The 22996-nt window shown below is 66.4% G+C and carries 25 protein-coding genes; 12 read left to right on the plus strand and 13 right to left on the minus strand.

Features of this window, described 5'->3' with window-relative positions:
* Positions 1 to 67: 67 nt before the first annotated feature.
* The 4 genes from AC1D09_RS07885 to AC1D09_RS07900 all read left to right on the plus strand — a co-directional run bounded on the left by AC1D09_RS07885 (position 68) and on the right by AC1D09_RS07900 (position 4855).
* Positions 68 to 826, plus strand: a complete 759-nt coding sequence (locus tag AC1D09_RS07885; protein ID WP_477663001.1) for a TetR/AcrR family transcriptional regulator — start codon at positions 68 to 70, stop codon at positions 824 to 826.
* Between the two features lie 75 nt (positions 827 to 901).
* Positions 902 to 3502 (plus strand): ATP-dependent chaperone ClpB, encoded by a 2601-nt coding sequence (gene clpB, locus AC1D09_RS07890; RefSeq protein WP_477663002.1) that lies wholly within the window; start codon positions 902 to 904, stop codon positions 3500 to 3502.
* Positions 3503 to 3674: 172 nt separating this feature from the next.
* On the plus strand, positions 3675 to 4517 hold the full coding sequence (locus AC1D09_RS07895; protein WP_477663003.1) for a hypothetical protein: 843 nt from the start codon (positions 3675 to 3677) through the stop codon (positions 4515 to 4517).
* The gene (locus tag AC1D09_RS07900; RefSeq protein ID WP_477663004.1) at positions 4514 to 4855 is read left to right on the plus strand and encodes a hypothetical protein; all 342 of its coding nucleotides are present in this window, start codon (positions 4514 to 4516) and stop codon (positions 4853 to 4855) included. The genes AC1D09_RS07895 and AC1D09_RS07900 overlap by 4 nt, the downstream gene beginning before the upstream one ends.
* Positions 4856 to 4870: 15 nt before the next feature.
* On the opposite strand, the gene AC1D09_RS07905 is transcribed toward AC1D09_RS07900, so the two are convergent.
* Positions 4871 to 5584 carry a YebC/PmpR family DNA-binding transcriptional regulator gene (locus AC1D09_RS07905; RefSeq protein WP_074575234.1) on the minus strand — a complete coding sequence of 238 codons (714 nt, stop codon included), beginning with the start codon at positions 5582 to 5584 and terminating at the stop codon, positions 4871 to 4873.
* A 211-nt stretch (positions 5585 to 5795) separates the two neighbouring features.
* On the opposite strand from AC1D09_RS07905, the gene AC1D09_RS07910 reads away from it, so the two are divergent.
* Positions 5796 to 6104 carry a plasmid stabilization protein gene (locus tag AC1D09_RS07910; RefSeq protein ID WP_477663005.1) on the plus strand — a complete coding sequence of 103 codons (309 nt, stop codon included), beginning with the start codon at positions 5796 to 5798 and terminating at the stop codon, positions 6102 to 6104.
* A 91-nt stretch (positions 6105 to 6195) separates the two neighbouring features.
* Here the strand turns inward: AC1D09_RS07910 and AC1D09_RS07915 are convergent, their stop codons facing one another.
* The 5 genes from AC1D09_RS07915 to AC1D09_RS07935 form a co-directional block, all read right to left on the minus strand.
* Positions 6196 to 7185 (minus strand): energy transducer TonB, encoded by a 990-nt coding sequence (locus AC1D09_RS07915; RefSeq protein WP_477663006.1) that lies wholly within the window; start codon positions 7183 to 7185, stop codon positions 6196 to 6198.
* Between the two features lie 20 nt (positions 7186 to 7205).
* Positions 7206 to 7709 (minus strand): CreA family protein, encoded by a 504-nt coding sequence (locus AC1D09_RS07920; RefSeq protein ID WP_477663007.1) that lies wholly within the window; start codon positions 7707 to 7709, stop codon positions 7206 to 7208.
* Positions 7710 to 7828: 119 nt separating this feature from the next.
* Entirely contained in the window at positions 7829 to 8929 is a 1101-nt protein-coding gene (locus tag AC1D09_RS07925; RefSeq protein ID WP_477663008.1) for a DNA alkylation repair protein, read from the minus strand.
* A gap of 35 nt (positions 8930 to 8964) precedes the next feature.
* Positions 8965 to 9279, minus strand: coding sequence for a chaperone modulator CbpM (locus AC1D09_RS07930; protein WP_477663009.1), 315 nt, complete (start codon positions 9277 to 9279; stop codon positions 8965 to 8967).
* The gene (locus tag AC1D09_RS07935; RefSeq protein ID WP_477663010.1) at positions 9276 to 10268 is read right to left on the minus strand and encodes a DnaJ C-terminal domain-containing protein; all 993 of its coding nucleotides are present in this window, start codon (positions 10266 to 10268) and stop codon (positions 9276 to 9278) included. The genes AC1D09_RS07930 and AC1D09_RS07935 overlap by 4 nt, the downstream gene beginning before the upstream one ends.
* A 143-nt stretch (positions 10269 to 10411) precedes the next feature.
* On the opposite strand from AC1D09_RS07935, the gene AC1D09_RS07940 reads away from it, so the two are divergent.
* On the plus strand, positions 10412 to 11869 hold the full coding sequence (locus AC1D09_RS07940; protein ID WP_477663018.1) for a coniferyl aldehyde dehydrogenase: 1458 nt from the start codon (positions 10412 to 10414) through the stop codon (positions 11867 to 11869).
* Here AC1D09_RS07940 and AC1D09_RS07945 read toward each other — a convergent pair whose 3' ends face one another.
* Positions 11870 to 12748 carry a CAP domain-containing protein gene (locus AC1D09_RS07945; protein ID WP_477701004.1) on the minus strand — a complete coding sequence of 293 codons (879 nt, stop codon included), beginning with the start codon at positions 12746 to 12748 and terminating at the stop codon, positions 11870 to 11872.
* A gap of 164 nt (positions 12749 to 12912) precedes the next feature.
* On the opposite strand from AC1D09_RS07945, the gene AC1D09_RS07950 reads away from it, so the two are divergent.
* The 4 genes from AC1D09_RS07950 (at position 12913) to AC1D09_RS07965 (ending at position 15155) form a co-directional block, all read left to right on the plus strand.
* The gene (locus tag AC1D09_RS07950; RefSeq protein WP_477663207.1) at positions 12913 to 13131 is read left to right on the plus strand and encodes a YgaP-like transmembrane domain; all 219 of its coding nucleotides are present in this window, start codon (positions 12913 to 12915) and stop codon (positions 13129 to 13131) included.
* A complete protein-coding gene (locus tag AC1D09_RS07955; protein WP_477663206.1) occupies positions 13128 to 13679 on the plus strand; it encodes an RNA polymerase sigma factor in 552 nt (183 codons plus the stop codon). The genes AC1D09_RS07950 and AC1D09_RS07955 overlap by 4 nt, the downstream gene beginning before the upstream one ends.
* Positions 13680 to 13791: 112 nt before the next feature.
* A complete protein-coding gene (locus AC1D09_RS07960) occupies positions 13792 to 14538 on the plus strand; it encodes a hypothetical protein (RefSeq protein ID WP_477663205.1) in 747 nt (248 codons plus the stop codon).
* A gap of 38 nt (positions 14539 to 14576) precedes the next feature.
* The gene (locus AC1D09_RS07965; protein ID WP_477663204.1) at positions 14577 to 15155 is read left to right on the plus strand and encodes a hypothetical protein; all 579 of its coding nucleotides are present in this window, start codon (positions 14577 to 14579) and stop codon (positions 15153 to 15155) included.
* 11 nt (positions 15156 to 15166) lie between these two features.
* Here AC1D09_RS07965 and AC1D09_RS07970 read toward each other — a convergent pair whose 3' ends face one another.
* A complete protein-coding gene (locus AC1D09_RS07970) occupies positions 15167 to 15994 on the minus strand; it encodes an AraC family transcriptional regulator (RefSeq protein WP_477663203.1) in 828 nt (275 codons plus the stop codon).
* A gap of 103 nt (positions 15995 to 16097) precedes the next feature.
* Here AC1D09_RS07970 and AC1D09_RS07975 point away from each other — a divergent pair, with 103 nt between their 5' ends.
* Together AC1D09_RS07975 and AC1D09_RS07980 are read left to right on the plus strand one after the other, a co-directional pair.
* Positions 16098 to 17357: an MFS transporter gene (locus tag AC1D09_RS07975; protein WP_477663202.1), complete on the plus strand. Its 1260-nt coding sequence runs from the start codon at positions 16098 to 16100 to the stop codon at positions 17355 to 17357.
* A gap of 105 nt (positions 17358 to 17462) precedes the next feature.
* Complete coding sequence (locus tag AC1D09_RS07980) at positions 17463 to 18239, plus strand: MipA/OmpV family protein (protein WP_477663201.1); 777 nt, start codon at positions 17463 to 17465, stop codon at positions 18237 to 18239.
* Positions 18240 to 18259: 20 nt separating this feature from the next.
* On the opposite strand, the gene AC1D09_RS07985 is transcribed toward AC1D09_RS07980, so the two are convergent.
* The 5 genes from AC1D09_RS07985 to AC1D09_RS08005 form a co-directional block, all read right to left on the minus strand.
* Positions 18260 to 19138, minus strand: a complete 879-nt coding sequence (locus AC1D09_RS07985; RefSeq protein ID WP_477663200.1) for a sugar phosphate isomerase/epimerase family protein — start codon at positions 19136 to 19138, stop codon at positions 18260 to 18262.
* Positions 19135 to 20049, minus strand: coding sequence for an NAD(P)-dependent oxidoreductase (locus AC1D09_RS07990; protein WP_477663199.1), 915 nt, complete (start codon positions 20047 to 20049; stop codon positions 19135 to 19137). Before AC1D09_RS07990 ends, AC1D09_RS07985 begins: the two co-directional genes overlap by 4 nt.
* 4 nt (positions 20050 to 20053) lie before the next feature.
* Positions 20054 to 20755, minus strand: a complete 702-nt coding sequence (locus AC1D09_RS07995; RefSeq protein ID WP_477663198.1) for an SDR family NAD(P)-dependent oxidoreductase — start codon at positions 20753 to 20755, stop codon at positions 20054 to 20056.
* 11 nt (positions 20756 to 20766) lie between these two features.
* The gene (locus AC1D09_RS08000) at positions 20767 to 21732 is read right to left on the minus strand and encodes a Bug family tripartite tricarboxylate transporter substrate binding protein (protein ID WP_477663197.1); all 966 of its coding nucleotides are present in this window, start codon (positions 21730 to 21732) and stop codon (positions 20767 to 20769) included.
* 65 nt (positions 21733 to 21797) lie between these two features.
* Complete coding sequence (locus tag AC1D09_RS08005) at positions 21798 to 22988, minus strand: dihydrodipicolinate synthase family protein (RefSeq protein ID WP_477663196.1); 1191 nt, start codon at positions 22986 to 22988, stop codon at positions 21798 to 21800.
* Positions 22989 to 22996 lie beyond the last annotated feature (8 nt).

The following is a 22996-nucleotide window of genomic DNA, read 5'->3' on the forward strand; positions in this document are numbered from 1 at the left end:
CAATATTAATTGAACACTTTTCAATAAGCCATAAAATGGCGCATTATTTCTGCTTCTGGAAACCGCCTTGCCCACCAAACCGCCTCCACCCCGCCGCGCCGGGCGCCCGCGCAAAACCGGGGACGCGGCGGGCGGCGCGGCGCTGAGCCGCGAGTCCATCCTGCAGGCCGCGCTGGCGCTGATAGACCGCCAGGGTCCGCAGGCCTTCAACATCCGCGAACTGGCCCAGGCGCTCAAGGTGTTTCCCTCGGCGATTTACTGGCATGTGCCCAGCCGCAATGAGCTGATTTCGGGGGCGGTGGCCCTGGCCATGAACGGCGTGGCCGACGACCTGGTCACGGGCCGCTGGCAGGACAGGTTGGCCGCCTTGCTGCGCCGCTACCGCGAGGTGCTCAGGCGCCACCCCAGGCTGGCCCCCCTGGTGGCCAGCGAACTGATCTACAACGCGACCTTCGACGCCACCATGCTGGACCACCTGGTGCAGTTGCTCGAAGACGCCGGTTTTGCCGGCGCCGACCTGGTCGATGCCTACAACGTGGTGTTTGCCGCCATGTGTGGTTTCGCCACCATGGAGCTGTCCACCGCGCCGGCCGAAGACGCCCAGGCCTGGGAAAGTGCCTGCCGCGCCCAGATCGCCCGCGTCGATGCCGTCCGCCAGCCCGCGCTTGCGCGGCACCTGGGCGCGATGCAGAACCGGGCGTTTGTGCTGCGCTGGTCCAGCGGAGACGGCCAGCCGCTGGACAGCGGTTTCGAGGCCTGGGTCGACGTGATCGTGCGCGGTGTCGAGTCGCGGGCCAAGGCCCTGCGCCGCGCGGCCACGGCCTAGGGCGGCCCCGGCAGGCCTTGAAAAGGCGCCCATACCCCCAATGTCTGTAGGGATCAACCATTGGGAACACTCTCCATGCGACAAGACAAACTCACGACCAAGTTCCAGGAAGCCCTGAGCGACGCGCAATCCCTCGCGCTGGGCAATGACAACGGCTACATCGAGCCGGTTCACCTGCTGGCCGCCATGCTGCGCCAGGACGATGGCCCGCGCGCGCTGCTGGAAAAGGCTGGCGTCAACGTGGGCGGCCTCACGCAGGCTGCCGACGCCGCCGTCAAAAAGCTGCCCCAGGTGCAGGGCCAGGACCAGATCCAGGTCGGCTCCGAGCTTGCCAAGCTGCTGCAGGCCACCGAAAAAGAAGCCATCAAACGCAATGACCAGTTCATCGCCGGTGAGCTCTTTTTGCTGGCCGTGGCCGACAGCAAAAGCGACGTCGGCCGCCTGGCCAAAGAGAACGGCCTGACCCGCAAAGCACTTGAGGCCGCGATTGACGCGGTACGCGGCGGCCAGGGCGTGAACAGCGCCGACGCCGAAGGCCAGCGCGAAGCCCTCAAAAAATACTGCATGGACCTGACCGAGCGCGCCCGCCTGGGCAAGCTGGATCCGGTCATAGGCCGCGACGATGAAATCCGCCGCGCCATCCAGGTGCTGCAGCGCCGCACCAAAAACAACCCCGTGCTGATCGGCGAGCCCGGCGTCGGCAAGACCGCCATCGTCGAAGGCCTGGCCCAGCGCATCGTGGCCGGCGAAGTGCCCGACTCCCTCAAGGGCAAGCGCGTGCTCTCGCTCGACATGGCCGCGCTGCTGGCCGGCGCCAAGTTTCGCGGCGAGTTTGAAGAGCGCCTGAAATCCGTGCTCAATGAACTGGCCAAGGATGAAGGCCAGACCATCGTCTTCATCGACGAGTTGCACACCATGGTGGGCGCCGGCAAGGCCGAAGGCGCGATGGACGCCGGCAATATGCTCAAGCCCGCTCTCGCGCGCGGCGAACTGCACTGCGTGGGCGCCACCACACTCGACGAATACCGCAAGTACATCGAAAAAGACGCCGCGCTGGAGCGCCGCTTCCAGAAAATCCTGGTCGGCGAGCCCACGGTGGAGGCCACCATTGCCATCCTGCGCGGCCTGCAGGAAAAATACGAAGCGCACCACGGCGTGCAGATCACCGACCCGGCCATCGTGGCCGCGGCCGAACTGAGCCACCGCTACATCACCGACCGCTTCCTGCCCGACAAGGCCATAGACCTGATCGACGAAGCCGCGGCCAAGATCAAGATCGAGATGGACTCCAAGCCCGAGGTCATGGACAAGCTCGACCGCCGCCTGATCCAGCTGCAAATCGAGCGCGAAGCCGTGCGCCGCGAAAAAGACGAGGCCTCGCAAAAACGCTTCGAGCTCATCGAAGAGGAAATCGCCAAACTGCAAAAAGAGATCTCCGACCTCGACGAAATCTGGCAGGCCGAAAAAGCCCAGGCGCTGGGTTCCAAGGACGTCATGGAGGAAATCGACCGCATCCGCTTCCAGATCGAGGAATTCACCCGCAAGGGCGACTTCAACAAGGTTGCCGAGCTGCAATACGGCAAGCTGCCCGAACTTGAAAAACGCCTGAAGGAAGCGCAGGACAGCGAAGCCAGCAAGGGCAAGTCCAACGCGCCCACGCTGCTGCGCACCCAGGTCGGCGCTGAAGAGATCGCCGAGGTCGTGGCGCGCGCCACCGGCATCCCGGTCAGCAAACTCATGCAGGGCGAGCGCGACAAGCTGCTGCAGATGGAAGGCAAGCTGCACGAACGCGTGGTCGGCCAGGACGAGGCCATCAGCGCGGTGGCCAATGCCATACGCCGCTCGCGCTCGGGCCTGAGTGACCCGAACCGCCCAACCGGCTCCTTCCTGTTCCTGGGCCCCACGGGCGTGGGCAAGACCGAGCTGTGCAAGGCGCTGGCCGGCTTCCTGTTCGACAGTGAAGACCACCTGATACGCGTCGACATGAGCGAATTCATGGAAAAGCATTCGGTGGCCCGCCTGATAGGCGCGCCTCCGGGTTACGTGGGCTATGAGGAGGGCGGCTACCTGACCGAGGCCGTGCGCCGCAAGCCATACAGCGTGCTGCTGCTCGACGAGGTCGAAAAAGCCCACCCCGACGTGTTCAATGTGCTGCTGCAGGTGCTGGACGACGGGCGCCTGACGGACGGCCAGGGCCGCACGGTGGACTTCAAGAACACCGTGATCGTCATGACCAGCAACATCGGCTCGCCCATCATCCAGTCCATGGTCGGCAAGCCGACGGAAGAGATCAAGGACGCGGTGACCGATGAGCTCAAGAACTATTTCCGGCCGGAGTTCCTGAACCGGATTGACGAGACCGTGGTGTTCCACGCGCTGGATGCGAAGAACATCGAGTCCATCGCCCGCATACAGCTCAAGGTGCTCATCGCCCGGCTGCAGAAGATGGACCTCACGCTGGACGTGTCGGAAGCGGCGATCGCCGAGCTCGCCAAGGTCGGCTTCGACCCGGTGTTCGGCGCCAGGCCGCTCAAGCGCGCCATCCAGCAGCGCATCGAGAACCCGCTGAGCAAGCTGCTGCTGGAAGGGCGTTTCCCGCCCAAGAGCACGATACCGGTGGACGTGGACCCTATCCGCGAGCCGGGTGTGTTCAGGTTTGAATCGACGGTTCACTAGAGGCCTGTTGACAGGCTCCGGGCCACCGTTTTCATGGTGAGCCTCACAACCCGCCCTGGCTCGCGCCGGGGCGGGTTTTTTTACGTCTGTGCCATGGGGGAAATGCTGGAATCGTCCTACAGCTGCGCCGCCCTGCGCGGCCTACCATGGGCGTCTACCCACTGGATACGCCATGCCCAACCGCCTTGCCCGCGCCGCGCTGCGCACCGCCTGCCTGGCGGCGGTCCTGGCTGCGGGCTCGCAGGCCGGTGCCCAGGCCACTGACACCCCGGACCCGGGGGTGCGCACCCTTCGGCCGGTGACGGTCAGCGCCAAGGCCAACAGCGACCCGGTCGAGAAGTCCTACCGGAAAATGATTCGCGGCATGGATCTCTTTGAGCGTGAAAAAAGCCTGGCGCCCAATGCCTCGCTGCGCTTCAAGCTGCTGCCGCGCCGGCGCGAGACCAATATGAACGCGATTGCCATCGAAGTGATAGGCACGACCATGGACTTTCCCGTGGCCATCGCGCCCGACCGGACTTTCAGCCTGCCGCGCGACGCCAAGGCCTTTGCCGAGGATGCGCAGGTCATTCCCAACCGCAAGGCGCAAAGCATGACCTGGCGCACCGAGATCCGCACGCCTGGCCTGCCGCCGGGCACGCGGCGCCTGGGCGATTTGCGGCTGGAATGCAGGGTGGGCATGGAGGCCGGCCTGGTCTCACGCAGCGGCGGTGTGGTGGACCGCATTGCCGGCGCGGTGTTCGACACGCCGGCCTATTGCGACAAAAAAGTGCCGCTCTACCTGTTCTTTTCCGAGCGCCCGCTGTTCAGCGTCACACTGGCGGCCGGCGCGCGCCGGGAAGTCCTGCCCCTGGCCATGCTGTACGCCGCCGCGAGCGACGACCCCAAGCTGGACAAGGACCTGCCCGACTGCGACTGCGAAGTGCTGGTGGACCGCACCTACTTCCTGCCGCTGGGCGACCGCAGCTGGCCAGACGACACGCTGGTCGAGTTTGACTACATGGAGGGCGGATGATGGTGCCGGGCAAGCTGCTGGCCTGCATCGGCCTGGCGGTGCTGGCGGGCTGCGCGGCCACGCCTGAGGAAACGCGCCCGCCTTTTCGCGACAGCCAGCTGTCCATGCAGGGCGCGCAGGCCATGGTGATCCCCGGAACCAGCAGCAAAGCCGAGGTCAGCGCCGCGCTGGGCCCCGCCACTGTGGTCCGCTTTGACAGCGGCTACGAAGTCTGGGCTTACCGGGAGAAGCCTCCCAAAAGCGAAATACCGGGCGCCGAGTTTGTGGTCCTGTTCACGCCGGCAGGCGTCGTGCAGAAAACCCGGATACGGCCCCGTTATGAGGTGCCCGCGAACTAGACGGCAGTAGCTGGTTCAGTCGCCCAGGCCCACAAAGATGTTCTGCACGTCATCGTTGGCATCGACGGCCGCCAGGAAGGCTTCGACTTCTTCGAGTTCGGCGGCGCTCAGGCTGGCCGGGCTGATGGGGTTTTTGGCCTTGTAGCCCAGCTTGGCCGACAGCACGGTAAAGCCTTGCGCGGGCAGGGCGCGGCTCACGATGTCCAGGTCGGCGTGGTCGGTCAGAAAGGTTGTCGTGCCTTCTTCATGGCCAGGCTCAAAGTCCTGGGCACCCGCTTCAATCGCGGCAAGTTCGGGGTCGGCGCCGGCAACTTGCGGCTCGGCTTCAATCATGCCGACGTGGTCGAAGTCCCAGGAGACCGAGCCCGAGGTGCCCAGGTGCCCCTTGCGGAACAGCACGCGGATTTCCGAGGCCGTGCGGTTGAGGTTGTCGGTCAGGCATTCGACCATGAGGGGCACGCGGTGCGGCGCGAAGCCTTCATAAATCACATGCTCGAAATGCACGGTGTCGCCGGTCAGGCCGGCGCCTTTCTTGATGGCCCGCTCCAGGGTGTCCTTGGGCATGGAGACCTTGCGGGCCTGCTCCACCACCAGGCGCAGGCGCGCGTTCGAGGCCGGGTCCGCGCCGTTGCGCGCCGCCACCATGATTTCCTTGGCCAGTTTGCCGAACAAGCGGCCCCTGGCATTCGCGGCCAGTTCCTTGCCTTTTGCTTTCCACTGCGCGCCCATGTCTGTTCTTCCTTGCTGTTGTTGTATCCGGGGTGGGCCCTGCGGCAAGGCGTAAATCACACGCCGCGGGACCGGGGGGGTCTCCGGTTATACACCCATACGGCGCGGCCGGGACAGTAGGACGGCACCGACGCGAATTTCAGTCGCTTTCCGCCAGAGTGCCGGTGGCGCGGCGCTAAGTTGGACACTTGTCAACATGAAAGGAGCTGACATGCCAAGAGGTGACAAATCGGCCTATACCGACAAGCAAAAGCGCAAGGCGGAGCACATCGAGGAAGGCTATGAGGACCGCGGCGTCGGCCAGGAAGAAGCCGAGAGGCGCGCCTGGGCCACGGTGAACAAGGAAACCGGCGGCGGCAAGAAGTCCGGCTCGGGTCGCGGCAAGGCGGAAAACCATGCGCCTTCGCGCAAGGGCGGGCGGCTGGGCGGCGCGGCGGCTGCGTCACGCAGCGCGGCCGAGCGCTCGGCTTCGGCCAGAAAGGCTGCGGCGACGCGCAAGCGCAACGCCGCTTCGAAATAGGCTAATAAGCCGATCAAGCGCCCGGCTTACTTGACCGGAACGGCCGCGACGCTGCTGCGCGAAGCCGTTCGGGGGGCGACCGCAGTGAGCCTCAGTAGGGCCGAAGGTGAAGAATCATCTGGCTCGGGACTATTCCGTTTGCGTCCCGCGGCATGATTGATACTTTCTGCAAGGCTCTCAATACCGCCTCATCCCACGCCTGAATCCCACTCGATGCCACCAGTTTTGTTTCCACTATGCGGCCGTCGTCGGCGAGACGCAGTTGCACCTGGGTAGTGGGATTTCCCTGGATGGGACCCGTCAGGACGATATGCGACTTGATGGCCGCCGAGATTTTTGCCCCGTAGCTTTGTGCTGCCGCCAGGTACGGCAAGCCTGCTTTCGTCGTGCCGATCTTGATTTCAACAACCCGGTCTCTGGCTCGACCATCCGCGCTGTCCGCACCGGCTTGCAGCCGCGAGCGCGTGGCGACAGGAATGCTCGGGTCAAGTCCCGCTTCCAGCAGGTAGCGATGTACAAGGTGGCCGCGCGCCTGCGCCAAGCTGTCGGACCAGGGGAGCAGGCTTTCCAGGCTGTCGGTGCCTGTGATCAGCGTGACCGAGTTCACGGCCGAGGATTTGTTGATCGCGGCAATCAGCTCGGCGAGTTTTTCGAAAGCAGTGGGCGGGGGGTAGGCGTCAAAGATGTTGAAAAATACGTCGGCCTCCAGCCTTGCGCTCAAGGCCTGGCCGGCTTCCGGCTTTTTCTGGAGTGCGATAGAGGGAACCCCAGGCAGCGGCAGTGAACTGAGCCTGGCCACGGCCGGTATATAGGTCTCCCGCACGTGTGCGCAGCGAAAGGCAATCTCCCGCAGCGTGTCGAGCGTCGCATCGGGCACACGATCGGGGCTGCAGTCGGCCGCGCTTGCGGGTACCTGTGGTGAGCTCGATGCATTGTCGCCGGCGATAAACAGGCCCCTCTGGATCTTTAGGTCCAGCAACTGGCGTACTTGCTGGTTCTCGTCAGGGAACTGCCCGTGGGCGGCCTGGCAGAAGGCCAGGCACAGCGTGGAAACCAGGATTGGGTGGGAAAGAAGTTTCACGGCTGGGGCGCAAGTCAGGCCTACTTGACCGGGATCACGGTACCGGCCGGCACCGGAACGGCCGTGACGCTGTTTTGCGGCGAGCCTTCTATGACACGGTCCGAATAGGTCAGGTAGACCAGCGTGTTGCGTTTGGTGTCTATCATGCGCACCACGCGCAGCCTCTTGAAGACCAGCGAGATGCGCTCGCTGAACATTTCTTCCTGCTTGTCCAGTGGCTTGTCGCCAAAGCTGATGACGCCGGTCTGCCGGCAGGCGATGGAGGCCTCGGCCTTGTCCTCGGCCAGGCCGAACGCGCCTTTGAGGCCGCCGGTCTTGGCGCGCGACACATAACAGGTGACGCCGGCGACCTTGGGGTCGTCATAGGCGTCGACCACGATCTTGTGGTCCGGGCCTATGAACTTGAACACGGTGTCCACCGCGCCGATTTCCTCGCCGCCCGCGCCTCCGCAGGCGGACAGGAGCAGCAGCAGGCCCAGCGTGCTGAATGCGGGGCGCAGGTGCCGTAGGTATTGGGTGCTCATGGGATATCCCTCCTGGTATGTGTTGGATGCTGTGGGCTCGCGCGGCCCGGGTTTCTAATGTACAAAACCCGCACGCCGTGCAAACCGCCCCTGTGCAAGAAGGGCAAGCAAATGTCAGCTCAAGGCTTCAAAAGCTCAAAAAAGCCGCTGGCGAGGCGCTCGCCATTGACCATGATGTCCACTTCATGGCGGCCCGCATGGTGCACGCGTGTCGTGAAGTCGCGCACCACCTGGCTGCGCGAAAGGCGCAGGCTCTGGCCCGGCGCCAGGTCCAGTTCCTTGAGCTTGAAGACCTTGGCCGAGCTGCTGCCGGCCTTTTTGACGTAGTGGATGGCGTAGTCCACCACCAGGCGCTGGCTCTGGCGCGAGGTGGACTGCAGCGTGAACGACAGCTCCAGCCGCTCGCCCAGGCTGAGTTTTTTCGGGCAGACGGAAAATCCGCTGATGCTGACGGCCGCCTTTTTGCCCGCGCCAATCACGCCCAGCGCCTGTTTGTCGCCCCGCTTGATCAGCGTGCGCAGCGCATGCCGCGCGACCCACGCGGTATGCGGGTTCTCCAGCGGCCAGCTTTTCAGGCGCCCCAGCACCCACTCGGGGTGCAGCTTGGTGATGTCGTTGAGGTGGTTGGCCACCGACTTGCGCACATAGAGGCTGCCGTCGGCCTTGAGCGCCTCCAGGATGGGCGCGGCCAGCTCAGGGTCGGCCATCAAGGCCTCCAGCCTGAAAGACCAGGGCAGGCGAGGGCGGCTGCCTTCGCTGGCCAGGCGCCGCACATGCTCGCTCTGGTCCTTGGCCCAGGTTTTCATCACGGCCAGCGTGCGCTCGGGGTCCTGGCGGATGAACTCGCGGATGGCGAACTCCGAGCTGCCGAAGGCGGTGAAAAATTTGAGCGCCTCCATGGAGGTGTCAAAGTCCTCGCGCCCGTACAGGCCCACATAGTCCGGCAGCACCAGGGTCACAAAGCCGCTGTTGATGCGCGGCGCGAGCTTGCGCAGTATGGCGATGCTTTTGCGGTAGTCGGTGGGCAGCGTGGCGTGCAGGCATTCGCTGGTGCGCCGCAGGCGCTGCATCAGCGACAGCGCGTCCAGTCCGGGCAGCGCCAGTGCCAGGAATTGCTTGCCGTCAAAACGCGGGTAAACCGCCGCGGTCTGCGCCGCGATGTGGCGGTAGCGCGCGGGATCGAAGATGTTTTTGAGGGCGGGCGCGGCGGTGTCGGGCATGGCGACCGATTCTGCCACCGCGCGCTTTTCCTGGCTTAAAGGTTTTCCAGCCGGCTTAGCTGCGCGCGCAGGCTGTCCAGTTCGTCCATCAGCTCCAGTGCCAAGGCCGCGCCGGCCGGATTCACGCCCAGGTCACGCTGCAGGCGCACGGCCACCGTGGCGCGGTGCAGGTGCACGCCGGTGAAGCGCCAGACCTCAGGCGCCGGGCCCAGGGGCGCGAGTACGCCTTCCTGCACCAGGTCCATGATGAGTTCCGACTGCGCGGCGCAAGCCCGGCAGAGGTCGTCGAGCGTGAGTTCCTCCTGCTCTTCCAAGATGAAACCGGCGAGGTAGCGAGTGGGGGTGTTCATGCCTTGCCTCCGGGGTTTTGCAGGCCGGCGCGCGGCCTGAAGGCCTTGAACGTCGCCGCCATGTTTTCATACGCTTTCTTTGCCGCCTCCGTGTCGGCGGCCGGCAGGACGACCTGCAGCACAAAATAAAAGTCCCCGGGCGTCTTGGCCGGCAGCCCACGCCCCTTGAGCCTGAGCTTGCGCCCGCTGGCCGAGCCCGGCGGGATTTTCAGCTCCACCTCGCCCGTGGGCGTGGGCGCTTCCACCTCGGCGCCCAGCGCGGCCTCCCAGGGCGCGACGGGCAGGGTCATGTAGACGTCGTGGCTTTCGGCGCGGTACAGGGCATGCGGCAGGAATTCGACGTCCAGGTAGAGGTCGCCGGCGCTGCCCTTGCCGATGCCGGGCGCACCCTGGCCCGCCAGGCGGATGTGCTGGCCGGCGCGTATGCCCTTGGGAATCACGAATTCGATGGTCCGGTCCTGCATCGTCACGCTGGTTTCGTCCTCCACCGGCATGCGCAGCTGCAGCTTGCGCGTTGCGCCGCTGTACGAGTCGCCGATGTCGATCTGGATTTTGGCGTGCTGGTCCTGGCCGTGCATGTCAAAGCCGTGGCCGCCGCGCATGCCGCCAAAGCCGCCCCGGGCTTGCGGCTCGCCGCCCATGCCGCGGAAGATGGCGTCGAAAAAATCGCTGTGGTCAAAACCTTCGGCACCGCCAAAGTGGCCGCCGGCGGCGCCGCCCGAAGCCCGCCCCGGGTTCCAGCCCGGCGGCGGACGGAAGTCCTGCCCGGCCTGGTAGTCAGCGCCCAACTGGTCGTAGGCGGCGCGCTTTTCAGGGTCGCGCAGCACCTCGTAGGCTTCGGCGATTTCCTTGAAGCGCGCCTCGGCGTTTTTTTCCTTGCTGACGTCCGGGTGGTATTTGCGCGCCAGCTTGCGATGGGCTTTTTTGATCTCATCGGGCGTGGCGTCGCGCTCCACGCCCATGACCTTGTAGTAATCCTTGAATTCCATGAAACACTTTCATCAGGGATGGGTTAGCTGCCAGCCATCTTGGCGCATAAACGCCGGCCCGGCTGTCAGTCGAATACGTCAGGTTTTATATAGGGGCGGCGGCCTCAGGGTCAACCCGCAGTCGCGCTGGAGTTGCGCCCCTACTGCGCGGGCCCGGTGCTCCCTATCATGGCCGGATGATTTCCAGCACCCCCCGGACAGCACTTCGCACCCTGTTTGACGCCCAGCACCAGGCCAGCCGCGCACAGGCCGAAGTGCCGCTGGCGCTGCGCCGGGACCGCCTGCTGCGCATACGCGCCTTGCTGGACCAGCACGGCGCCGAACTGGCGCAGGCCGTCAATGCCGACTTCGGCGTGCGCTCGCCGCAGCTCACCGAAATCGCTGACATTTTTGTGCTGCGCTCGCTGCTGTCCAGCACGCTCAGGCAGCTGTCCCGCTGGATGAAACCCGTCAAGGTGCGCACGCCGCTGTATCTGCAGCCCGCGCGCGCCTATTTGCAGCGCCAGCCGCTGGGCGTGGTGGGTGTGATCTCGCCGTGGAACTATCCGGTGCAGCTTTCGCTGGGCCCGGTCATCACCGCGCTGGCCGCGGGCAACCGCGTGATGCTCAAGCCCAGCGAACTGACGCCGCGCACCTCGGAACTGCTGGCTACGCTGCTGGGGCAATCCTTTGCACCCGACGAGCTTTGCGTGGTGCAGGGCGACGGCCAACTGGCCGCCGAATTCGCCGGCCTGCCGTTTGACCACCTGTTTTTCACAGGCTCCACCGCCGTGGGCCGCAAGGTGGCCGAGGCCGCCGCCGCCAACCTGACGCCGACCACGCTGGAGCTGGGCGGCAAGTCCCCCTGCATCATCGATGCCTCCTGCGACATCGACAAGGCCGCCATCAAGATCGCGCACGGCAAGCTGCTCAACGCCGGCCAGACCTGCATCGCGCCCGACTACGTGCTGCTGCCCCGGGGCAGCGAAACTGCGTTCGCCGAGGCTTTTGCCCGCGCCGTGGCGACCCTGTTTCCGACCATCGTCGGCAACCCCGACTACGCAGCCATCATCAGCCCGCGCCACCTGGAGCGGCTGCAGGCGCTGCTGGCGCAGGCCGAAGGCGAGGGCGCGCGGGTGCAGGCCATAGCCCCAGGTACGGCCGGCGTGGGTGCGGCGTCACGCCAGATGGCACCGGTGCTGGTGTTCGACGCCCCCGCCGGCTCGAAACTGATCAGCGAGGAAATCTTCGGCCCCATACTGCCGGTGATTCCCTACACGGCCATCGACGAAGCGATCCGCTACGTCAACGCCAGGCCGCGGCCGCTGGCGCTGTACTGGTTCGGCACCGACGCCGGCTCGCGCGACCATGTGCTGGCGCGCACCGTGAGCGGCGGCGTCACGGTGAACGACACGCTGATGCACATCGCCCATGAAAACCTGCCCTTTGGCGGCGTCGGCGACAGCGGCTGGGGCGCCTACCACGGCGAAGCCGGCTTCCTGCGCCTGTCGCAGCAAAAACCGGTGATGCTGCAGTCCAAATGGGCGCGCGGGGATTTGTTCTATCCGCCGTATGGCAAGCGGTTTGAGCAGGTGATGGGCTTGCTCAAGCGCCTGATCTAGTCAAGGCGCCGTCCCAAACACCTGCGCCCAGTAGATGCCCGCGCTGCTTTGCGGGTTCACCACAAAGGCGGCCCCCATTTCGCTGAAATCCGGCGACATGATGTTGGCGCAGTGGCCGGGGCTGTTCATCCAGCCGCGCACGGCCGCATCGGCGCTCAGCTGGCCTGCGGCGATGTTCTCGCCGATGGCATGCCAGGCGTAGCCGGCGCGCGTGGCCCGGCCGTCCACCGTGCTGCCGTCGCGGCCGGTGTGGCTGAAGTAGTCGTGGCGCGCCATGTCGCCGGCATGGGCGTTTGCAATGCCGTACAGCGTGGGGTTCAGCCGTAGCGGCGGTGCCGGTGCAAAAGCCTTGTCGCCGCAGCGCTGCGGCCGGGAGCGCGCTTCGTTGACCAGCGCCAGCACCCGACCCTGCACTTCGCCCGCCTGCGCCGCCGCGGGCGGCGAAAAGGGCGCCGCCAGCACCACCCAGGTTTGTGTGCCGCGCTGGTGGAAGCCTGCCTCCACCAGTTCAGCATGCAGGGCGGCACTGCAGGAGCTGCCGAGTGCTTTTTGTGTCAGGGCCGCGGCCCCGCCGGCGCCGCGCACCGTGATCTGCAGGGTGCTGACGGCGCGGTAGTCCACGGTTTTGAGCGCGCTGTCGAGCTTGCGGCCGTCCGCGACCAGCGCCGCGGCCTGCGACAGCGCGGCATTTTCACGCAGCGGGGCGGCCGGGCGGCTGCCTTTTGCGCAACCTTCCTGGCGCAAAGTGTTCAGCGCGTGCAGCAGCGCTGGGTGGCCCTGTGCCGCGGGCTGCGCCTGCGCCGGACCGGTGGCGGCCAGCAGAAAGGCCAGCACCGCGCAGCCAGCCGCGTATGGCCAGGCGCCCTGTGTTTTCCCCAAGCTGCTTTGGATAGGCATGGGCCATGATAGCCAGCCGTGCCACACGCGCGGCACGCGTTCCCGGCATAGCCACGGCGAGCCGATAAGATAATTTTGAAAAATCCGAACCCTTTTTGCGCCAACAGGCCTCTTTGTCAGTATTCACCACAGCCAAGGAGTTCCTGATGTTTTTCCTGCAACGAAATCTTCCCGCCTGGGAGCGGGCTCTGCGCCTGGGCGGCGCGCTGCTGCTGGCCTGCGCCGGCTTGCTGTGGCTGCCGGCAGGCTGGCCCACGGCGCTTGCCCTGGCCAGCGCGGCGGGGCTGGGCCTGACGGGTATCGCCGGCTTTTGCCCCGCTTGCGCACTCGTCGGCCGCAAGCCCGCAGCCAAGGGCAAACCATGAAAGCCAGCGCCCAACTGGTCGACGCCGCGCGCGGCGGCGACACCCAGGCCATTGCCCAGCTGCTCACGCAGTGCCAGCCCGATCTCAAGCGCTTTGCGCGCCGCACCTGTTCCAGCGCCGAGGACGCGGAAGACGCGGTGCAGGCCGCGCTGTGGCAGCTTTACCGCAAGATAGGCGCACTGCGCACCGCCGCGACCTTTGCCGTCTGGCTGTTTCGCATTGTCGAGCGCGAATGCTTTCGCCTGTTTCGCGGCCGCAAGGCCGCGCAGGGCCAGGAGGGCGTCGATGTGGAAGCTGTCGCGGCGCAGGCGCTGCCGCTGGACCTGCGGCTGGATTTGAGCCGCGCCATCGCCGCCTTGCCCGAGGCCTATCGGGAGGTGCTGATCCTGCGCGACGTCGATGAACTCACGGCGCCCGAGGTGGCGCAGCAGCTGGGCCTGGGCGTGGAGGCGGTCAAGAGCCGGCTGCACCGGGCGCGCGCCATGGTGCGCGAGCGCCTGATGGCCAGCGGCTACTGGAACAAGGATGGCGGCATCGGCGGCCAGTGATGCGCACCGGCTACCGATCATCCCCGGAACCTCCACCGGCGGTCGAAAGCATGGGGTAGCTGTCTTGGCAGCCCCTTAGAATGGCCCCCAAAATAACCTGGAGGGGTGCGCCATGCCTTTTGTCGGATTGGGATTGCATTTCATGGTGGCGGTGTTCTTCGCCGTCCACGCCCTGCGCAGCGGCCAGCAGCTGTACTGGCTGATCATCCTGTTCTCCTTCCCCCTGCTGGGCAGCATCGTCTACTTCCTGGCGGTCTACCTGCCGGACTCGCGGCTGGAACGCGGCGCGCGCAAGGTGGTGGCCGCTGCCGCGAAAACGCTCAATCCCACGCGCGAGCTCAAGGAGGCGCATGCCGCCTTCGACTACACGCCGACCGCGCAGAACCAGATGCGGCTGGCCGCCGCGCTGCTCGAAGCCGGCCAGCCCCTGGAGGCCGCCCAGAGCTACGACGCCTGCCTCAAGGGCCCGTTCGCATCCGACCTGGAGATCAGGATGGGTGCCTCGCGCGCTTATTTCGCCTGCGAGCGTTATGCGGAGGCGATTACCCACCTGGAGTTCATTCGCAAGACCGACGCTGGCTTCCGCGCGGAACAGGTTTCGCTGCTGCTGGCCCAGGCGCTGGCGGGCGCCGGCAGGGGCGTGGATGCCAGGGCGGAATTCGAGTCCGCCGTGGAGCGTTTCGGCAGTTTCGAAAGCCGCGCCGAATACGCCATCTGGGCCGCGACCACCGGCGACACCGCCACCAGCGCGCGCCTGCAAATTGAATTGCAGCGCTCCATGGACCGCTGGAACCGGCACACCCGGGAGCTCAACAAGCCCTTGCTGCGCCGGCTGAATGCGGCGTTTGACCGCCGCTGAAGGCCGCATGCCCGGGCCTTGTCGCTGACCGGCATTGCATGCGCCTGGGACGCCCTTCGCTGAAAGTCCGCCTGCTGGTAATGCTGGCGGCGGTCCCCTTGATCACCTGGTTCGCGGTCAGGCCCGTGCGGGTGGTCGCGCCAAGCCTGGTGGGCGTGAGCTGCCTGAATGCGTCGGTCTGCGTCGACGACCCCACCCGGCAGGTAGAGGCCGCCGGCCTGTACGCGGAGGCCGTGGCTTTTGTGCCGGAGCTGCTGGGTCCCTTCAAAAGCAAACCCCGCGTCATTTTTTGCGCGACGCAAGCCTGCGCCGACGCGTTCGGCCTGGGTGCGCGCGCGGCGGTCACTGTGGGCACCTGGGGCACGGTGATAGGCCCGCGCGCCTGGGAATCCTTTTTTGTGCGCCACGAACTGATCCACCATGCGCAGGCCGAGCGCCTGGGCACCTTGCGCCTGCTGTTCAAGCCGCAATGGTTTGTGGAGGGCATGGCCTATGCGCTGAGCCAGGACCCGCGGCAGCCGCTGACCGAGCCTTTTGAAAGCCAGCGCAGGCGCTTCCTGGCCTGGTATGGCGCCGTCGGCAAGCAGGGGCTGTGGCAGGCGGCCCGGGAGCTTTAGGCCCGCTGCGCTTATTTCTGGAAGTGACTGGGCGGCTGCCCCATCGCCGCCTTGAACATCGCGGTGAAGGCGCTGTCGCTGGCATAACCGCTGGCCGCCGCTACGGCGCTGACCGACAGCCCGCGCGTGAGCAGGGGCAGGGCGTGGGCCAGGATGGCTTGCTGGCGCCACTGCTGGTAGCTCAGGCCCAGCTCGTCGCGGAACAGCCTGGCGACGGTGCGCTCGCTGGCGCCGGTGTCCGCCGCCCATTCGGCCAGGGTGGCCCGCTCGGACGGCGCGCGCAGTACCGCCTCGCACAGGGCGCGCAGCCTCTTGTCGCCGGTTTGCGGATGCGGCATGGGCACGCCCAGCGCCTGGATGTCGGCATGCGTGAGTTCGTCCAGCACCAGGCCGCTGAGCAGTTGCTCGCGGGAGGGGGCCAGTGGGTTCCCTGGCGAGGCCGCGTCCAGCGCGCTGATCGACTCGCGCAGCAGCGGCGACACCACCAGCACGCGGCAGCCGCTCCAGCCCTTGGGCGTGGCGCTGGCGTCGATGTAAAGCGTGCGGAACTCGGCGGCCTCCAGCACGGTGATGTGGTGCTGCGCGCCGGGGGCGATCCACACCGCGCGCGAGGGCGGCACGATGTAGGTGATTTCGCCGCCCGCGCCGTCGCTTTCGGCCGTGACCTGCACCACGCCGGTGGCGCAGTAGGCCAGTTGCGCCCAGGCATGGGAATGCGGCTCGAAGTGGGTGTCGGCCGGCATGGAGCGGGCGCGCACGCGCACCGGCCGCTTGGGGCTGGGTGTGAAGCTGTCGGTGTCGCCTACCGGCATCAAGCGAAGGGCGGCGTTACGCGGCATGGTGGATCGCGGCTTGGGCGGCTTGAAGGGGTTTGTCTGAAATTCGATGAATCATGGCTATTTGTCGCATTTCAGCAGGCAAGGCCAATACTACGATAGCGCCATGAATACTTCAAGCACAGCGGCCACGCCCGCCGGCAACGCGATTTCACTCAAACAGGACGCCAGCGTGATCGGCCTGGTCGGCACCGCCCACCTGATCAGCCACTTCAGCCAGCTGCTGCTGGCGCCGCTGTTTCCCTGGCTCAAGGAGGCCTTCAACGTCAGCTATGCCGAGCTCGGCTTTCTGATGACCCTCTTTTTCGTCACCTCTTGCGCGGTGCAGGCCTTGTCGGGTTTTGTGGTCGACAAATTCGGCCCGCGGCCCATCCTGTTTGGCGGCCTCACTTTGCTGGGCCTGGCGGCCTTCGGTTATTCCATCAGCACCAGCTACTGGATGATGGCCGGCTTTGCCGTAATTGCCGGCATAGGCAATGGCGTGTTCCACCCGGTCGACTACACGCTGCTCAACCGCAAGGTCAGCGCGCCGCGCCTGGGCCATGCCTACAGCGTGCACGGCATCACCGGCAGCCTGGGCTGGGCGCTGGCCCCGGCCATGCTGGTGCCGCTGACCTTCGCGTTTTCCTGGCGCGTGGCGCTGGCCTGTGCAGGTGTACTAGCCTTTGTGGTGCTGGCCGTGCTGGTGGCCAACCGCGACAAGCTGACCCTGACCGTGACGGCACCGGCCAAGGGCGCGCCGGCGGCCGACAGTTCGCTGGGCTTTTTGAAGATTCCCGCGGTCTGGATGTGTTTTGCCTTTTTCTTCTGGTACGCGATCGTGCTCAGCGTGGTGCAGGCCTTTGCGCCCGAAGCCGCGCGCCACCTGCATGAGGTGCCGCTGCCGCTGGTTGCCATGTGCCTGACCATCTATATGGTGTGCAGCGCCGGCGGCATGGTGTTCGGCGGTTTTCTCGCCTCGGACCCGGCGCGCTGCGAGCGCATCGTGGGTATGGGTTTTGGCGTGGCGGCCGTGTTCGCGCTGCTGCTGGCCCTGGGCAGCTACCCGGCCTGGGTGGTGCCGGTGCTGTTCGGCGTTATGGGTTTTGCCTCGGGCATCGCCGGGCCCTCGCGCGATTTGCTGGTCAAGCGCTCCACACCTGAAAACGCCTCGGGCCGGGTCTACGGCGTGGTCTACGCGGGCCTGGACATAGGCCAGGCCGTTTCGCCGCTGGTCTTCGGCGCCATGATGGACCACGGCCAGTACCGCGGCGTGCTGCTGGGCCTGGCGCTGATGCAGGCGGTGCTGATCGCCAGCGCCTTCAATGTGCGCCGCGTGCGCCGCACGGCGCTGCCGGCGGCGGGCCGGCTGCCCACGGCCGTCTAGAAAGCCGGGGCCGGGCCGCGGCCTGTGTGCGCGGCAGCAACGGTTTTTGGGGGGAGTTGTGCGCACCCGTGGCCTGAAAAGGAGGCCAGGCCTATACTGATTTGCATGACTCTCGATAGGCATGCAACCAAGTTTTCGGCCTGCGCCTTGCTGGCCGCAGGCCTGCTTTTGCCCACGTTGGCCGCCGCACAGATCGCGCCGCTGAAGTACGAATTGACCGGCGACCTGGGCGGCGCCGTCTACGGCACGCAAAGCGTGATCCACAGCAAGGGCAGTGAAACCCGTTTGCTGCCCTACGGCTTTTTTGACTACGGCCGGCTCGCCGTGCGTGTGGACACCCTGAGCCTGAAGACCGTCAAATTCGGCTACGGCTACCTGGAGTTCGCGGGCCGCGTCAGCCAGGACGGCTGGCGCGCCGACACCGCCGCGCTGTCGGGCCTCAAAGACCGCAAGACCCCGATTCCGCTGGGCATAGGCACTTTCCAGGAAACGCCTTACGGCGCCTTGTTCCTGAACGCCTTTGTCGATGCCAACAAGTCGCACGGCAGCCTGCTGGAAGCCACGTACGCGGCGGAGTTCAAGGTGGGAAGCTGGTCCTTCTTCCCGCAGCTGGGGCTGGAGTACAGCAACGCCAAATACAACAACTACCTTTATGGCGTCAGCGCGGCGGAGTCGGCCGCCAGTGGGTTCTCGGTCTACAACGCCGGCGCCTCGACTTCCCCGGTGCTGGGGCTGGGCGTGGACGTGCCGCTGGGCGAACCCTGGACGCTGACCATGCAGGTGCGCCGCAAATGGCTGGACTCCTCGGTGCGCAACAGCCCGCTGATCAGCCGCCGCACGCAGGATACCGGCTTTATCGCGGTGTCCTACCGCTTCAGGTAAGCGGTCCCTCAAGAGCCCTTCTAAACCGCCGACTTGTGCCGGGCAATGCAGGTATCCAGCACCTCGCCGCTGTCCCGCTGCCACCAGTTGCCCGCCGAAAAAATCTCCACCTCGCTATAACCCGCGAAGCCCTGGGCTTCCACCCAGCCGCGGATTTTCGGGATGTCGATCACGCCGTCGCCCATCATGCCGCGGTCGTTGAGCAAATCGGTGGTCGGCGTCAGCCAGTCGCAGACGTGAAAGGCCAATAGCCGTTCCTTGCCGGCGCGCTGGATCTGGGCTTGAAGCTTGGGATCCCACCAGACGTGGTAGACGTCCACCGCCACGCCGAGCGCGCCGCTTCTGGCGGGGTCCAACGCATCGCAGACGTCCAGCGCATGTTCCAGGGTGTTGATGCAGGCGCGGTCCGCGGCGTACATGGGGTGCAGCGGTTCTATCGCCAGCGGCATGTTGCAGGCCCTGGCGTATTCCAGCAGGGTGGCGATGCCGTCAAACACCTGGCTGCGCGATAGCGCGATGTCCTTGTGCGCAGCCTTGCCGGCCAGCGCGCCGGGCAGGCCGCCCACCACCAGCACCAGGCAGGCGGCGTTCAGCTCGCAGGCTTCGTCGACGGCGCGGCGGTTGTCGTCGTGCGCGGCTTTGAGGCCCGCCGCATCCGCCGCGGGAAACATGCCGCCACGGCAGTAGCCCGAGAGCTGCAGCCCATGGGTTTTGACCAGCTTTGAAATGAGCGGCAGGCCGGCGGAGGACACCTGGTCGCGCCAGGGCGAGATCGCGCGTATGCCGCGCGCCGCGCAGGCTTCGAGGATGTCCGCCAGCGGCTGCTCGACACCGCGGTGCTTGCGCACGGTCGCGGTGTTGATGGAGAGCCAGCGATGGTCTTGGGAAAAGTTTCTCATGGCGAAGTTTGATTCGGATCGGTGGGAGGTGGCGCGGTCTTGCGCCGGCGCAGTTCGCGGATGATGGCCGCGTTGTCGAGTTCGCCGTCACCGGCGGCGACGGCCGCGCGCAGCAGGGCCGCATGCGTTTCGGACAGCGGCAGTTGCTGCCCGGCGGCCGCGGCGCTGTCAATCATCAAGGCAAGGTCCTTGAGGTGCTGGCGTATGCGCGACTGCGGCGCGAAGTCGCCATCCACCATCATCCGGCCCTTGGCCTGGGCCGCGCCGGACGTGGCGGGGCTGGCCAGCACCAGTGCCAGGAATTGTTCGGGCGCGATACCCAGGCTTTCGGCAAAGACCATCCCTTCGGCCAGCGCCGCGCGGTTCAGGCCCAGCACCAGGTTGGTGGCCAGCTTGGCCCTGGCCCCCATGCCGGCGCCGCCCACGTGGAAACGCTGGCCGGCCATGGCGGCCAGCACGGCTTCGTATTGCCGCAGTGCCTGGGTTTCACCGCCCAGCAGCAGCGTGGCCTCACCCGCGGCAATCTGCTGGCTGGAGCCCGAGAGCGGCGCTTCGATAAAGGCAATGCCGCGCGCGGCCAAGCGAGCGGCCAGCGCCTCAAGTTCATGCGGCATGCCGGTGGAGCAGTCGATGATGCTGCGAACGCCGGGGACGGACAGCAGGCCGGCCGGCCCTTCAACCACGCTGAGCACATCGGCGGTATCAAACACGGCCAGCACCACGCAGGAGGCCGCGCCGGCGACTTCGGCCAGAGATGCGGCGGCAAGCCCTCCCTGGCCCGCCAAAGCGGCACGGGCTTCTTCATGCAGGTCAAAGCCCGTGACCTTAAACCCGGCGGCGGCCAGGCGCCGCGCCAGTGCCGAGCCGACCAGGCCCAGGCCGACAACGCCTATGGAGTTTTCCTTTGCCATGGATTCACGCCGCGAGCGACGCGCCTCCGCAGATCTGGATGTCCTGGCCGGTGATGGCCGCCGCATCAGGCGAGAGCAGAAAAGAGACCAGCGCGGCGATCTCCGCCGGCCGTATCAGCCGGCCAAGCGGCGGCAGTTTGGGCGGGACCGCGGCGCGCGCTGGGTCGGCCAGCATGGCGGTTTCGGTGGCCGCCGGTGACACCACATTGACGGTCACGCCCGAAGCCGCGGTTTCCGCGGCCCAGCTGCGCGCCAGGGCCACCAGCGCCGCCTTGGTCGCCGCATACTGGCTGCGGCCGGCCATGCCGCGCGCCACGCGGCTGCCGACCAGCACCACGCGGCCTGCACCGGCCTGCGCCATGGCAGGGACCACCCGGTTGGCGATGCGCGTGACGGCATCGACATGAAGCTGCCACATCAGCTGTGAATCTTCGCTGGACAGCTCACCGAGCCGGCCCACGCGCAGCACGCCGGCGGCATGGACCAGGGCCTGCACGGTACCCGCCGAGCGCAGGGCGCGTTCCGTGGCTTCAACCTCGCACAGGTTGACCTCGGTGGACGAAAACGCCGGGTGCACGATGCGCGCGGGCGCGATGTCCAGGCCAATCACGTCCCAGCCCCGGTCCAGCAGGGCCTGGGCGATGGCCAGGCCTATGCCCGAGCTGCTGCCCGTCACGAGTGCGCGTTTCACCTCTTCAGCGGCCATGGCGGGAAACCTTATTCGACACGGATGTTGCCGTCCGTGATGATTTTCTGCGAACGCGCCATGTCGGTGTTCTGGAATTTCGCGAAGTCCTCCGGGGTGCCGGGCGTCAGCACCAGACCTTGCTGTATGAGTTTTTCGCGCATCTCGCCGGCCAGCGCCTTGCTGGTCTCGGCGTTGAGCTTGTGCGTGATTTCGGCCGGCAGTCTGGCCGGTGCCCACAGGCCGTACCAGCTGTAAAACTCAAAGCCCGGAATGGTTTCGGCCACCGTCGGCACATCGGGCAGGCTGGGCGCGCGCTTGTCGCCGGTGACGGCGACGACGCGCAGCATGCCGCTCTTGTGGTACTGCAGCGAGCCGAGTATGGGATCTATAAAGCCGTCGATCTGGCCGCCTATCAAGTCCTGGAAGGCGGGTGCCGTTCCCTTGTAAGGCACCACGGTGTATTCGATGCCGCCCGCGCGCTTGAGCAGCTCGGTCGAAAGATGGCCCGCCGAGCCTATGGAGCCGACCGCGAAGGTCATTTTCCCGGGATTGGCCTTGGCGTAGGCGATCAGCGATTTCACGTCGGTGACCGGCAGGTTTTTGTTGATGGCCACCGACAGCGGCGCCTTGGCAACCAGCGCGATGGGCGTGAAGTCCTTGACCACGCCATAGGGCACGGACTTCATGGTCATGGGCGCGGTCGTGAAGGTGGAGGCGTTAAAGAGCAGGGTGTAGCCGTCGGCGGGCGCCTGCGCTACCACGCCTGCGCCTATGGTGCCGTTGCCGCCCGCGCGGTTTTCCACCACAAAGGGCTGGCCCAGCTGTTCGCTGAGTTTTTGCGCGAGCTGCCGGCCCACCGCATCCAGCGTGCCGCCGGGCGGGAAGGGGATGATGACCTTGACCGGCCGGGAGGGGTAAGCCTGCGCCGCGGCGCCGAAGGCTGCGGCTGCCAGGCCGGCGGCCAGGGTGGCCTTGAGGAAAGTGCGTGTCTTCATGCTTGTCTCCAGGGTTTGTAATGAGAGGCTGGCGGAAGCTTCTGGCGGCTTCTTTGCTATGTTTCCTACTGAATTCCGTGCAGCGACAACAGCGTCTTCATGCGCTGGGTGGCGAGTTCGGGGTGTTCAAGCAGGTTGGCCGCATCGGCCAGGCGGAACAGTTCCGCAAAGTGCTGCAGCGAACGCGTGCTCTGCTGCCCGCCCACCATGGTGAAGTGGCTTTGGTGGCCGTTGAGCCAGGCCATGAAGACCACGCCGGTTTTGTAAAAACGCGTGGGCGCGGCAAAGATGTGGCGCGACAACGGCACCGTGGGGCCCAGGATGGCGTGGAACTTCTCCACATGGCCCTGCGCCAGTTCGCCGAGTGCGGCGCTGGCGGCCGGTGCGATGGCGTCGAAGATGCCCAGCAAGGCATCGCTCTGGCCGTGCGTCGCTTCGTTGCCGAAGCCGTCGCCGGCAATCAGCTCGGCGTAGTTGAAGTCGTCGCCGGTGTACATGCGCACCCCGGCCGGCAGCCTGCGGCGCATCGCGATTTCCTTGTCCTTGTCGAGCAGCGAAATCTTGATGCCGTCGACCTTGCCGGCATGGGCGTTGATGATGCCGAGCGCGGTGTCCATGGCTTTTTCCACATCGCCGCTTCCCCAATAGCCGGCCAGCGCGGGGTCGAACATGTCGCCCAGCCAGTGCAGCACCACGGGCTGCCTGGCCTGGCTGAGGATGCGGTCGTAGACACGTTCGTAGTCGGCCGGGCTTTTGGCCACGCGGGCCAGCGCGCGCGAAGCCATCACGATGAGCTTGCCGCCCAGCTTCTCAATCGCGGCCATCTGCGCTTCGTAGCCGGCGATGACCTCATCGACGGTCCTGACGTTTTCCAGCACCAGGTGGTCGGTGCCGCAACCGGAAGCGACGAACGCGCCCGGCACGTCCTTGGCGGCGTCCAGCGAGCGGCGTATCAGCTCCAGCGACGTCGGCCAGTCCAGGCCCATGCCGCGCTGGGCGGTGTCCATGGCCTCGGCCACGCCCAGGCCCAGCGACCACAGGTGGCGGCGGTAGGCGATGGTGGCGTCCCAGTCGATGGCGCAGGCCAGCCACGGGTCCACCGCCGCCAGCGGGTCGGCCACCACGTGGGCGGCGGAATAGGCGATGCGGTTGAACGTCAGCCCCGCGGCGGGTTTGACGGGCGTGCTGCCGCGCAGCGTGTAGGGCTTGAGGCCGCCGCTATCGCCGGCATGGGGCAAGGTCAGTGTCAGTGCCATGGCGTGCC

This window comes from Polaromonas sp. P1_A2, from assembly GCF_056406895.1.